Genomic DNA, 12,152 nt, shown 5'->3' with positions numbered 1-12,152 from the left:
TCGACGCGACGACTTCAGGGCGGCCGGCGACGGCCGCCCTGTTTTGTGATCCAGCCTGCGAACCGGGCCAGCGCCTACGCCCGCAGACCGCGGCCACAACGGGGGCGGACCGCCGTCGCGCGTTCTTCGTTCCCATGTCCCTGGTTTCTCGTTCCTTCCCGCCCCGTCGTATGCTGTGACGAACTTCAAGCTAACGAGGGATCGTTCGATGCAAACACCCGTCCGCCAGACCAACGTCCTGGCCATCATCAGCCTGATCGCCGGCATCCTCGGCTGGACCCTGCTGCCCATCCTCGGCAGCCTCGGCGCGATCGTTACCGGCCACATGGCGCGCGGCCAGATCCGCCGCGAACCCGACCGCTACGACGGCGACGGCCTCGCCATCGGCGGCCTGATCCTGGGCTGGGCCTCGGTGGTCATCGCCATCGTCAGCATCGTGGTGATCGTGCTGTTCTTCGGCGGCCTGGCCGCGATCGCGGCGATGGCCGGCAGCCACTGAGCGCTTCACGGCGCGCGGCGCCGCCGCGCGCCGCAGGTGTTGCGGCGCAGCTTGTCCGCCCCGCCGCAGACGCCTAGCGTGGCCGGGCCAGAAGGACTGGCGACGAACAGGACGTTTCGATGAAAGCCGTTTCCACGAAAGGAGGGTCCCGCACCGCCCGACTCGCCGCGCTCGCCGCCGGCGTGTTCGGTTTCGCCGCATCGGTCACCGCCTTCGCCGCGATCGACCGTTGTGAGGAATGCCGCACCAACGTGCTCGAACCCTGTCAGCTCTACACCCCCGACGCGCGCCCGAGCTGCTTCATGCAGTACCGCGCCTGTCTGACCGCCTACGGCTGCCAGCTCGACCCCTGAGCGCCCGCCCGCACCCGCGCGCCGCGCCCGAGCAAGCGCGTCGCCGCATCGCATCCACTGCATGGAGACGCAAGGATGAACCACCGATCCAACCGCCGCTTCCGCCTGATCCTGGCCCTGACCGCGTTCGGTTTCGCCGCCGCCGCATCGGCCACGCCGGACGAAGAACGCTGCCGGCAATGCCGCATCGTCTGGGAGCATTGCGTGCTCACCGCCGAATCGCCGAGCCAGGCCCAGGCCTGCGAACTGCGTTACGCCGACTGCGTCAGCCCCCTGGACTGTCCGGCCGACCCCTAAGCCCACCGCGCGCGCCGCCGTCGGCGGCGCGCGTTCTTGCGGCGCCCGCCCCAGTCCGGCGGCAACCGATCGCCGGAGCGCCCCGCCGCGTCACAGTCCGCCCCGGCGAGTGACGGTTTTCGGCCACAAACGCCCCGTCGAGGTCGCGGCGCGGCGCGGCATCGGCGATAATCGTCGTCCCCGTTCCCGAGCGCCCCCACCGACCTCGTGTACAGCCTCGCCCGACCCTTCCTCTTCGGCCTGGATGCCGAACGAGCCCATGGCCTCGGCCTGACGGCGCTGGAAACCGCATACCGCACCGGCCTCAACCCGTTGGTGGCGAAGGTGCCCAAGCCGCTGCCGACCAAGGTCTTCGGCCTGACCTTCCCCAATCCGGTCGGCCTGGCCGCCGGCCTGGACAAGAACGGCGCCCACATCGACGCGCTGCTGGCGCTGGGTTTCGGCTTCGTCGAAATCGGCACGGTCACGCCCAAGCCGCAGGAAGGCAATCCGCGCCCGCGCATGTTCCGCCTCGCCGAGCAGCAAGCGGTGATCAACCGCCTGGGCTTCAACAACGAAGGCGTCGAAACGCTGGTGCGCAACGTGTCCAAGGCCCGGCGCAAGCGCGGTCTGCTCGGCATCAACATCGGCAAGAACAAGGACACGCCGAACGAGCGTGCCGAGAACGATTATCTGTACTGCCTGGAGCGGGTCTATCCGCTGGCCGACTACATCACCGTCAACATCTCCTCGCCCAACACCGCCGGCCTGCGCGAGCTGCAGGAAGAGCAGTCGCTGCGCCGCCTGATCGGCACCCTGCGCGAGGCGCAGGAGAAGTTCGGCGCGCGCGAAGGCCGGCGCGTGCCGATGCTGGTCAAGATCGCCCCGGACCTGTCCGACGACGATATCGAGGCCGCCAGCCGGGTGCTCAGCGAGCTGCAGGTCGACGGCGTGATCGCCACCAACACCACCATCGCCCGCGAAGGCGTCGAAGGCAGCCCCTACGCCAACGAAGCCGGCGGCCTGTCGGGCCGGCCGCTGATGGCGCCGTCGACCGCGGTGCTGCGCAAGATGCGCACGCGCCTGCCGGAAAGCATCCCGATGGTCGGCGTCGGCGGCATCCTGTCCGGCGCCGACGCGGTGACCAAGATGGCCGCCGGCGCCAGCCTGGTGCAGTGCTATTCGGGCCTGGTCTACCGCGGCCCGGCGCTGGTCCACGACTGCGTCGAAGCGATCCGCCGCCGCAAGGAAGCGCCCAGCCGCGGCAACATGCCGCCGACGATCTGAGCGCGCCGCCATCCTGTCCGATTTTTCCCATTCGGTTTCCGCCGCCGTAGCCGCAGGCCCCAGCGCATGAACCCCAACGTGCGCGTGCAGCGCGACGTATCCCTTCGCGGGCGCAACAGTTTCGGCGTCGAGGCGCGCGCGCCCTGGCTGATCGATGTGGCCGACGCCGAGGCGTTGCCGCAGGCCCTGGCCCTGCCGGAACTGCGCGACGGCCTGGCCCTGGTGCTCGGCGGCGGCAGCAATCTGCTGTTCGCCGGCGATCCTGCCGGCGCCGTGCTCGAACTCAGCGGCCGGCGGGTGCGCACGCTCGACGACGACGGCGAACGCGCCGTCGTCCGCGCCGACGCCGGCGTGCCCTGGCACGGCTTCGTCATGCAGATGCTCGAGCAAGGCCATGCCGGGCTCGAGAACCTGGCCCTGATTCCGGGCACGGTCGGCGCCGCGCCGATCCAGAACATCGGCGCCTACGGCGTGGAAGTGCGCGAGTTCGTGCATGCAGTCGAAGCCTACGAACCGGCCACCGCGCGCTGGCACCGCTTCGACGCCGCGCAGTGCCGATTCGGCTATCGCGACAGTCTGTTCAAGCAGGCGCCGGACCGCTATCTGATCGTCGCGGTCGAGTTCGCCCTGTCGCGGCGCCCGCAGCTCAGGCTGGACTACGCCGGCATCGGCGACGAGCTGGCGGCGATGGGCGTGACCGCGCCGACCCCGCGCGCGGTCGCCGAAGCGGTGATCGCGATCCGCCGGCGCAAGCTGCCCGACCCGGCCGTGCTCGGCAACGCCGGCAGCTTTTTCAAGAATCCGATCGTGCCGACGGCGCAGGCCGAGGCGTTGCTCGCCCGGCATCCGCAGGCGCCGGTGTTCCGCGGCAGCGACGCGGGCACGCGCAAGGTGTCGGCGGCCTGGCTGATCGATGCCTGCGGCTGGAAGGGCCATCGCGACGGCGACGCCGGCGTGTCCGCCGCGCACGCCCTGGTGCTGGTGAACCACGGCCGCGCCAGCGGCCGGCAACTGCTCGACCTGGCCCGGCGCATCGCCGATTCGGTGCAGGCGCGCTTCGGCATCGCCATCGAACCCGAGCCGCGCGTCGTCGGCGCGAGCTGGTGAGCCCAGCGCCGGCACAACCGCTGCGTGCGGCCGGCCTGATGCTGGCCAGCACCTTGTCGTTCGGGGTGATGACGATCGCGATCCGCTTCGCCTCGCACTCGCTGCACACCTTCGAGATCGCGTTCTTCCGCAATCTGTTCGGCCTGCTCGCGGTGCTGCCGCTGCTGCTCGGCGCGCGACGCGCGGACCTGCGCACCCGGCAATTGCCGAAATACTTCGTGCGCTGCCTGATCGGCATCTGCTCGATGCTGGCCGGGTTCTGGGCGATCGGCCACCTGCCCTTGGCGCAGGCGATCTCGCTGACCTATTCGACGCCGATCTTCGTCACCATCGCCGCGGTCGTGTTCCTGCACGAGCAGGTGCGCGCGCGGCGCTGGCTCGCGGTCGCCGCCGGTTTCGTCGGCGTACTGGTGATCGTTCGCCCGGGCTCGGCCGAGTTCTCGGTCGACAGCCTGGCCGCACTGCTCGCGGCGGTGCTGGGCGGGGTGATCTCGATCCAGATCAAGCAGCTGTCGCGGGTCGATTCGGCCAACACCATCGTGCTTTACACCTACGCGTTCTGGGTGCCGATGTCGCTGATACCGGCCCTGTTCGTATGGCAATGGCCGCAAGGCGTCGACTGGGTCTGGATCGTCGCCGCCGGCGTGTTCGGCACCGGCGGCCAGGTGCTGTGGACGCATGCGCTCAAGCTCGGCGAAGTATCGGCGCTGACTCCGATCAGTTTCATGCAGCTGCCGCTGGTGGCCGCAGCGGGCTGGCTGTGGTTCGGCGAATCGCTGGACCGCTGGACCGTGATCGGCGCCGCGATCATCCTCGGCTCCAACGCCTACATCGCCCATCGCGAGGCCGTGCTGGCGCGGCGCCGCGCTTCGGCCGCCGCGACCGCGGGCGCCGTGCCCGGCGAGTGAACGCCGCGACCGCCGACCGGCCGGCGCCGCTTCCGGCGCGGCGCCAGGTCCGCGCATTGGGCGAAGGCAATCACATGCTGCAGCGCACGACCGCGCCGTCCGCGGCGGCGATTCCGTGATCGTTTGCGGGGCAAAAGCGGACAACCGCGGAAGCATTCGCGGACAAACTCGCCGCGCAACGCAATTCGCGCCCTAGCCCGATTGACCCGTCATCGCGCCGGGGCTATCCAGACGCGGCAGTACGGACGCGCCCTCCCCGCCTGCGCCGAACGCACGGCGCCCGTCCGCCCCTTCGGATGCTCACAAGGAGATGAGTTTATGGCCCTAAGCCGACACGCCGCCGCCGTGATGCTGGGCGGCCTGGTCGCCCTGTCCAGCCTGCCCTCGCAGGCCGAGACCGGCGATTACGGGTTTTTCCAAACCCTGCGCAATCTGTTCTCGCCGCCGCGCGCCGACAACCCGGTGCAGCCGGCCCAGCGCAGCGGCCACTATCCGCTGCTGAGCCGCAGCGCCGCACGCAGCGACGGCTTCGACCCCGCCGCCTACTACTCGTGGCAGACCGTGCAGCTGCCGGCCGAGACCGGCGCGATCTGCGGCAACGGTTCGCCGTACAAGATCTTCGTCAACCGGGTTCCGAACACGACCAATACCATCATCTACATGGAAGGCGGCGGCGCCTGCTGGGATTACGCCAGCTGCACCGGCGCCACCGGCGTGCGCGGCGCGCGCAATCCCAACGGCGTGCCCGACGACTACATGAAGCTGCTCAACCCGGGCGCGAGCCTGGTCAGCCCCTTCGTCACCCGCGTCAGCCCCTTCGATGCGGTCAAGACCCAGGGCTGGAACATGGTCTACGTGCCGTATTGCACCGGCGACATCTACAGCGGCGACAAGGTCGCGGTGTACGACGACCCCAGCGGGCAGAAGCCGCCGCTGGTCTGGCACCACAACGGCCTGCGCAACACCCGCGCGATCACCGCCTGGCTCAAGGACAACCTGCCGCGACCGGGGCAGATGCTCAGCACCGGCTGCAGCGCCGGCGGCGCCGGCAGCTTGATCTCGTTCGACTCGCTGCGCACCGAGCTGGCGCCGACCAACGGCTTCCTGATCGACGATTCCGGTCCGATCTTTCCGACTCCGCGCTACGGCAATCCGGCCGAATATCCCTCGCAGCCGCTGATGACCACGATCCGCGAAGTCTGGGGCCTGGACGCGCCGAACGGACCGCTGGCCTTCCTCTCCGCCGGTCTACCGCAAGTCGACCTCAACGAGTTGGGTTCGATCTATCCGGCGCTCGCCAACAAGCACCGCAACGACCGCCTCGGCCACACCCACTTCTGGAAAGACCTGAATTACTCGTCGTATTCCTACGAGCGCTTCCACGACGATATCCGTCAGGCGCCGACCCAGGAAGCCAAGCAGGCGCTGATCCACGCCAAGTGGGGCACCGACACCCAGCGGCTGGCCGCGCGCCTCAACGGCCTGGACAACTTCGGTGGCTACTTCCCGCAGTACCGCAAGCTCAACGAAAGCCACTGCACCACCATCGTCGATTTCAAGAACGGCGACGTACAGGCGCAGAACCTGGAGCTGAAGCACTTCATCGACAGCGTGCTCGACGGCCAGGGCAAAGTGCTCGACGCGGCCGAGGACAGCGACGCCGCCGACCGGGCCAAGCCCTTCAACCTGCTGTACTGGCTGGTCGACCAGTTGCTGACCTGAGATGCGCAAGCCTGTCTTGATCGCAAGCGCCCTGACCGCCGCGGCCCTGGCCGCGGCGGTCGGCGGCGCCGGATGGCCTCGGCACGACGGGGGCGCCGTCGCGGCCGGCGCAGCGACGGCCGTAGCCGCAAACGACGCCGCGACGCCGCCGTCATCGCAAGCCTTGCTCGCCACGCCGCAGGCGCAGCAATACCGGCAACGCCAACGGTTCCAGCACGAAGCGCGGCAGTTCTTCGCCCAGGCCGAACGCCTGCCGGCCGGCGAGCGCGAGCGGCGCGCACAGGCGTTGCAGCGGAACATCGACGCCTACGAAGGCGCCGGCGAACTCTCGGCCGGCGAAACCGTATTGCTGCGCGTGGCCTTGATCCGCGCCACCGTCGCCGACCCGGCGCGCCAGGCCGAACTGGTCGAAGCCTTGGCCGCGCGCTATCGCGGCGAGGCCGAACGCAGCAATGCGCAATGGCTGCAGCAGCAAGCCCAAGATCCGCGCTTTCGCGATTACAAGCGGCGCGAACAGGAAATCGTCGCCGAGGTCATGGCGATGCGCGCCTTTCCCCGCGGCCTGAGCCGCGACGAGTACCTGCGCCAGCGCCTGCAAGCCGAACGCGAACGCGTCTACCGCTGAGCCGCCGCCGGCTCAGTCGCCTTCGGCGACCTCGACCCGGTTGCGGCCGCTGCGCTTGGCCGCGTACAGGGCCTGGTCGGCGCGGGCGATGCTGTCGGCGCTGCTTTCGCCGGCGCGATGCGTGGCCAGGCCGATGCTGACCGTCAACGGCAGCCCGACCGGCAGGTTGGCGATGGCTTCGCGCACGAACTCGCACTGCAGTTCGGCCTGGCGCAGGTCGGACTCGAACATCATCAGGAACTCTTCGCCGCCGTAGCGCGCCACCGCGCCGGGCGCGGACGCGTACAGGCGCAAGGTCTCGGCGACCGCCACCAGGATCCGGTCGCCCTCCGGATGGCCGTGCACGTCGTTGATGACTTTGAAATGGTCGATGTCCAGCACCGCCACCTGCAGCCGGCCGTCGCGCCGCGCCTGCGCCTGTTCGAACGCGGCCGCGAACGCGCGCCGGTTCGGCAGGCCGGTCAGCGGGTCGGTGCGGGTCAGAGCGGCCAGGTCGGCATTGCTGGCTTCGAGCTGCTGCTGGTACTGCAGCAGTTGCTTTTCGTACCAGTCGCTTTCCTGCAACTGCCGCGCCAGCGCGCGGCTGACCCGGCGCAGCTCCAGCACCCGCGACGTCTGCTTGGACAAGGCCAGCAAGGCCTTGCGCTGCTGCGGCAGCAGTTGCCGCGGCACGGTGTCGATCACGCACAAGGTGCCTATCGCCTCGCCTTGCGGCGTGACCAGCGGCGCGCCGGCGTAGAACCGGATGTTCGGCTCGTCGACCACCAGCGGACTGTCGTGGAAGCGCTCGTCCTGGTGCGTGTCCGGCACTACCAAGGGCTGGCTCGGGTCGAGGATGGCATGGGCGCAGAACGCCAGCTCGCGCGGAGTCTGGTCCACCTTCAGGCCGAGCTTGGACTTGAACCATTGCCGGTCGCTGTCGACCAGGCTGATCAGGGCGGTCGGCACGTCGCAGATCGCCGCGGCGATGGCGACCAGGTCGTCGAAGTCCGGCTCCGGCGGCGTGTCGAGAATGTCGTAGCTGCGCAACGCGGCCAGGCGCTCGGCTTCGTTGGCGGGAATATCGGGCTTCTGCACGGCGCGAGTTCCTGACCACGGATGCCGCACCGCCGAACGGCGACCGGCGCGGACAGTCTAGCAAGACCGGCAGCGACCCCATTCAAGGCGCAAGCTCGTCTTGCGCCGGCCGCGACCGCGGCCGCGTCGTCGCTACGGCTGCCGCACGGCCGCGGAGGATCGTTCGTCGACCGTCGTCACGCTTCCGTCGCCTCGCGCCGCGGCGCCTGCTTCGACGCATCGACTGCAATCTGCCCTGCCTAGGATGGCGTCCCCCGACGCGCCGGCCCACCGCCGGCGCGGCCCCACCCGGCCGCCGCCTGCCTCAGGTCGCCGGCCCTTGCAGGACGATGCAGGTGAACACCCACGACTACGTCGAGCTCAAAAGCGAAATCCTCGACGGCATGCGCAGCTACATGGACGACCTGCGCGCCGACAGCGCCGACCCCGGCTACGCCGAACCCGAGATCGAAGCCTGCGAAGCCATCGTCGACCGGTTCCTGGACGCCGCCCGCGACGCCGCCGGCGACCCGCCGCGGGTTCGCGTCGCGCTCAAGACGGCCGTGCTCGCGCTCAACGCGCTCAACGCCCGGTGCGGCTACGCGCTGATCGAAACCGAGCAACGCGAGGGCTTGTGCGATCTGCTGCTCGGCGCCGCGGCCGAAGCCGGATTGGGTTCGGGCGAAGAGGATCTGACCGAGACCTGGCGGGAGTGGTGAGCGGCGCGGCCGAAGGCGTCGAAAACCGTCGCCGAAGCCGCTACGCCCGGCTCCGATGGCGCTATCGCCACGCCTGCCCCAATCCCCAATTACGCGACGCCAGGCGCGCGCCGGCCTCACCTGCACCTGCACCTGCACCTGCGGCCGCATGCTCGATCACGCGTGCCCGCAGCCGCCTGAAAAAAGACCGGGCCCGCGAACGGGCCCGGTCGGATCGCGACGTGCTTTCGGTTTCTATCCCAATCTCAACTCAGCACGCTCAGTTCGTCACCGTCAACGCCACGCGCAGCGCGACCTTGGGCTGGACCGGGTCGTCGCTGGCGACGCAGACATAGCCGATGTGGGTGCCCGCGCTCAGGCCGCGCGCATCGATGCGCACGCGGTTGGCGACTTGGCCGCGGCCGGGGACGCGACCGAAGGCGCGCACCGGCGCGCCGATCCAGGGCGCGCCGCACGCGCTGGCGCCCTGGATGTCGTAGGCCAGGCCGGCGAAGCCGGCGCCGGCGTTCCAGGTGCCGGCGCCGCCGACCGCGGGGGCGATGGTGCGGAACTGGTTGTCGCCGCTGTTGGAGGCGTACCACACCCAGCGATTGGCGAAGCTGGTACGCGCATGCACCACCAGCCAGTAGCGGCCGGCCGGCAACTGCACGTTCTGCCCCGCCGCGGCCAAGTCGAGGCTGATGTTCGCTCCGTCCACGGTCACGCCGGCGGCGTTCGGCGCCGCGGTGTAGGTCCACAAGGCCGAACCCGCGAGCGGGTTGCTGGCCGGGTTGCCGCCGTTGTCGGCGAACACGCTCCAGGTCAGGCTGGTCGCGGTGCTGGCCAAAGCGGCGCCGCTGGAGACGAAGCCCTCGGCGAACAGCCGCGACAGGCGAGTGCTGTCGGTGAGGAGGAAATCGTCGCTGGAGAACTGCGCCGGCAGGCCGCCGGCCGAGGCCGGATCGGTGTAGACGGTGCTGCGGAAACCACTGCTGACGCCGTCGGAGTTCGCCGAGATCACGCTCCGCGAGCCTTCGCCGGTGTTGTCGACCTGGAACTGCAGTTCCGACGCGCTGAGGTTGCCGATCGCGAAATCGGCGAAACCGCGCGTACCGGCCGGCAAGCTCACCGCGACCTGCGCCGGCCGCAGTTCGATCTGCGGCGGCGGCACCGCGACCGCGACCGGCAGGTGCAGCTGCGGCGACGGGCCACCGAGCACCTGATCCAGTTGCAGCGCGCCGAAGTGCCAGGCGCCGTCCTTGGGCAGCTGATGGGTCAGCACGATCACGGTCACGTCCTGGGTGCGGCCCGGCTGAGACAGGAACACCGGCGGGAAGGCGATCCCGCTGACGCCCTTGAGCTGCGCCACCCACAGACCGCGCTGGCCCTGGGCCGCGCGGAAGCTGCGCTTGAACACGCAGGCTTCGGCGCATTCGCGCTGTGCCAGGCTGGCCAGATTCAAGCTCGAGACGTCGCCGCCGGTGGCCGGATCGGCCGCCAGGTAGTTGGCGGTGGTCTCGTTGAGCACCAGGCCGGCACGCAGCGCGCGATCGACCTGCACCCGGCCGGCGCCAGCGTCGAACGGATCGGCCAGGGTGACTTCGTCCTCGGTGTAGACCTTGAGCTCGGCGGTCATCATCAACGCCGACTTGATTTCCGCGGCGGTCCAGTCGGGCTTGGCCTGGCGCAACAGACCGGCGGCGCCGGCGTGGTGCGGCGAGGCCATCGACGTGCCGCTGAGCAGGCCGACCAGGTTCTCGCTGCCGGTGATCGCCGTGCCGGACAACACCGCCAGCACGCTGACGCCCGGCGCGGTGATGTCGGGCTTGATCAGGCTGAAATCGCCGGCCGGGCCGCGCGAACTGAACGCCGCCAGGGCATCGGGCGTGTTCGGGATCGGCGTCGGCGGGAAGTTGATGGCGGCGGTGGTGGTGTTGCCGTTGCCGGCGGCGAAGTTTCGCAACGCGTCGCTGTCGGTCTGCAACGCCAGGAACGCCGGAATCGTGGTGCCCGGCACGCTGGGCGTGGTCGCGCCCGGCTGGTTGTTGGCGATGACCACGCCGATCGCGCCGGCGGCGGCGGCGTTGTTGACCTTGATCGAGAAGCTACAGGTGCCGCGGCGGATCACCGCGATCGCGTTCTGGAACGCGCCCGGCGCGAACGCCGCGCAGCCGTCGGCGGCGGTGTCGATGCCGGCGCTGACTTTCAGCGGCGTGGTCGGCGGCAGGCTGGCGTTGAACGCGGCGCCGCCGCTGCCTTCGGTGAGTTGGATCGCCTGCAGCGCCGGCGGCACGGCGCCCGGGCCGGTGACTTGCAACAGGAAGGCGAAGGTACCGCGCCCGTGTTGCGAGGCCGCGGTCGAACCCGTCCACGGCTCCAGATGGCCCATGGTGTTCGGGCCGGGGCCGGAATTGCCGGCCGAGGTGGCGACGTAGATGCCGGCGTCGGACGCGTTGAGGAAGGCCAGCGACACCGCCTCGCCCCAGGGCTGGCTGCCGCCGCCGATGGAGTAGTTGATCACGTCGACGCCGTCGGCGATCGCCTGGTCGACCGCGGCCACCGCCGAAGTGTTCGGGCACAGGCCCTGGCCGGTGGAGATGCGGGTGTAGCAGACGTCGTAGGCGATGATGTTGGCGTGCGGCGCGACGCCGGAAATGCGGACCGTGCGGCCCTTGTAGTTGGCGTTCCAGGCGTTGCCGGCCGCGGTCGAAGCGGTGTGGCTGCCGTGGCCGTTGGTGTCGCCGAAGCCGGGCTCCTCGCGGATGTCGGCCACGCCGCAGGTATTGCCGGGCGCGCCGCAGACGAAGTCGTAGCCGCCGATCAGCTTGTCGTTGCAACGGCCTTCGTCGACGCCGCCGGGCGCGCAGGTGCCCAGGTAGGTGCCGCTGCCGAACGGATTGACGTGCTGGTAGCCGGTGTCGTCGATCGCGGCGAACGCCGGGCTGCCGAAGTTGATGCCCGAGTCGAGAATGCCGAACACCACGCCTTCGCCGCGATACTGGGTCGGCACGGCGTTCCACAGCTCCGGCGCGCCGATCAGCGCCGGGCCGACATCGGTGGCCTGCTCGTACTCGCGATACTCTTCGACCAGTTCGACGCCGGGCAGCTTGGCGATGCGCGCCGCCTCGTTCTGGGTCATGCGGGTGATCACGCCGTTGACCGCATGCTGCATGCGCCGCTCGATCGCCAGCGGTCGCCCGATCAAGGCATTGATGCCGCGCTCGTGGTCGCGCTGGACTTGATCGAGGTGACGCACGTAGCCGCGCGCCTGCGCGCTGCGCACGTCGAGTCGACCGAGCGCGCCGCTCTTGGCCGCACTGTTGGCGTTCTGCGCGCCGGCCATGCGCTGCGGCGCCGGCAGGCTGGCGATCTCGCCGGCGTAGGTGGCCAGCGGCGCTTCCTTGTACAACACGATGTAGCGGCTGGTCTGGGTTTCCAGGCCGCTGTCGATGCGGCTGGGCGAGGGAGCGCCGCCGATCGCGCCGGCGTCGGCCGGGGTATCGTCGGACAAGCCGCGGATCGCGGCGCCGGCGATCGCGGCCAGCCCGATCAGGCTGATCGCGATCGTCAATCGATTGACTGCGTTAGGCATCGAGAGGTCCTCTGCGTCGTTCGCGAAGA

General features: G+C 70.0%; 11 protein-coding genes. 9 read left to right on the top strand and 2 right to left on the bottom strand.

Annotation, left to right across the window (positions count from 1 at the left end; translation table 11 throughout):
• Nucleotides 1–208: 208 nt before the first annotated feature.
• The 8 genes from V2J18_RS08365 (at nucleotide 209) to V2J18_RS08330 (ending at nucleotide 6,777) form a co-directional block, all read left to right on the top strand.
• Complete coding sequence (locus tag V2J18_RS08365) at nucleotides 209–499, top strand: DUF4190 domain-containing protein (RefSeq protein WP_064748688.1); 291 nt, start codon at nucleotides 209–211, stop codon at nucleotides 497–499.
• A 119-nt stretch (nucleotides 500–618) separates the two neighbouring features.
• Complete coding sequence (locus tag V2J18_RS08360; protein ID WP_336131533.1) at nucleotides 619–852, top strand: hypothetical protein; 234 nt, start codon at nucleotides 619–621, stop codon at nucleotides 850–852.
• 75 nt (nucleotides 853–927) lie between these two features.
• Nucleotides 928–1,149 carry a hypothetical protein gene (locus V2J18_RS08355; RefSeq protein WP_064748689.1) on the top strand — a complete coding sequence of 74 codons (222 nt, stop codon included), beginning with the start codon at nucleotides 928–930 and terminating at the stop codon, nucleotides 1,147–1,149.
• Nucleotides 1,150–1,356: 207 nt separating this feature from the next.
• Nucleotides 1,357–2,415, top strand: a complete 1,059-nt coding sequence (locus tag V2J18_RS08350) for a quinone-dependent dihydroorotate dehydrogenase (protein WP_336131532.1) — start codon at nucleotides 1,357–1,359, stop codon at nucleotides 2,413–2,415.
• 66 nt (nucleotides 2,416–2,481) lie between these two features.
• A complete protein-coding gene (murB, locus tag V2J18_RS08345; protein WP_336131531.1) occupies nucleotides 2,482–3,522 on the top strand; it encodes a UDP-N-acetylmuramate dehydrogenase in 1,041 nt (346 codons plus the stop codon).
• A 38-nt stretch (nucleotides 3,523–3,560) separates the two neighbouring features.
• Entirely contained in the window at nucleotides 3,561–4,430 is an 870-nt protein-coding gene (locus V2J18_RS08340; protein WP_336133081.1) for a DMT family transporter, read from the top strand.
• A gap of 318 nt (nucleotides 4,431–4,748) precedes the next feature.
• Nucleotides 4,749–6,152 carry a pectin acetylesterase-family hydrolase gene (locus tag V2J18_RS08335; RefSeq protein ID WP_064748692.1) on the top strand — a complete coding sequence of 468 codons (1,404 nt, stop codon included), beginning with the start codon at nucleotides 4,749–4,751 and terminating at the stop codon, nucleotides 6,150–6,152.
• Between the two features lie 163 nt (nucleotides 6,153–6,315).
• Nucleotides 6,316–6,777: a hypothetical protein gene (locus tag V2J18_RS08330; RefSeq protein WP_336131530.1), complete on the top strand. Its 462-nt coding sequence runs from the start codon at nucleotides 6,316–6,318 to the stop codon at nucleotides 6,775–6,777.
• 12 nt (nucleotides 6,778–6,789) lie between these two features.
• On the opposite strand, the gene V2J18_RS08325 is transcribed toward V2J18_RS08330, so the two are convergent.
• On the bottom strand, nucleotides 6,790–7,854 hold the full coding sequence (locus tag V2J18_RS08325; RefSeq protein ID WP_064748694.1) for a sensor domain-containing diguanylate cyclase: 1,065 nt from the start codon (nucleotides 7,852–7,854) through the stop codon (nucleotides 6,790–6,792).
• Between the two features lie 335 nt (nucleotides 7,855–8,189).
• Here V2J18_RS08325 and V2J18_RS08320 point away from each other — a divergent pair, with 335 nt between their 5' ends.
• Nucleotides 8,190–8,552, top strand: a complete 363-nt coding sequence (locus V2J18_RS08320; protein WP_141233518.1) for a hypothetical protein — start codon at nucleotides 8,190–8,192, stop codon at nucleotides 8,550–8,552.
• A gap of 259 nt (nucleotides 8,553–8,811) precedes the next feature.
• Here V2J18_RS08320 and V2J18_RS08315 read toward each other — a convergent pair whose 3' ends face one another.
• Entirely contained in the window at nucleotides 8,812–12,123 is a 3,312-nt protein-coding gene (locus V2J18_RS08315) for a S8 family serine peptidase (protein WP_064748696.1), read from the bottom strand.
• Nucleotides 12,124–12,152 lie beyond the last annotated feature (29 nt).

It is taken from the genome of Lysobacter firmicutimachus (assembly GCF_037027445.1).
Taxonomy (GTDB): Bacteria; Pseudomonadota; Gammaproteobacteria; order Xanthomonadales; family Xanthomonadaceae; genus Lysobacter; species Lysobacter firmicutimachus.
This window is presented reverse-complemented; position numbering and strand designations above follow the sequence as displayed.

Bases quoted from the DNA above. Each gene is read 5' to 3' on its own strand.
- V2J18_RS08355 (WP_064748689.1), top strand. From the start codon at position 928: ATGAACCACCGATCCAACCGCCGCTTCCGCCTGATCCTGGCCCTGACC.
- V2J18_RS08365 (WP_064748688.1), top strand. From the start codon at position 209: ATGCAAACACCCGTCCGCCAGACCAACGTCCTGGCCATCATCAGCCTG.
- murB (WP_336131531.1), top strand. From the start codon at position 2,482: ATGAACCCCAACGTGCGCGTGCAGCGCGACGTATCCCTTCGCGGGCGC.
- V2J18_RS08315 (WP_064748696.1), bottom strand. From the start codon at position 12,123: ATGCCTAACGCAGTCAATCGATTGACGATCGCGATCAGCCTGATCGGG.
- V2J18_RS08360 (WP_336131533.1), top strand. From the start codon at position 619: ATGAAAGCCGTTTCCACGAAAGGAGGGTCCCGCACCGCCCGACTCGCC.
- V2J18_RS08340 (WP_336133081.1), top strand. From the start codon at position 3,561: ATGCTGGCCAGCACCTTGTCGTTCGGGGTGATGACGATCGCGATCCGC.
- V2J18_RS08335 (WP_064748692.1), top strand. From the start codon at position 4,749: ATGGCCCTAAGCCGACACGCCGCCGCCGTGATGCTGGGCGGCCTGGTC.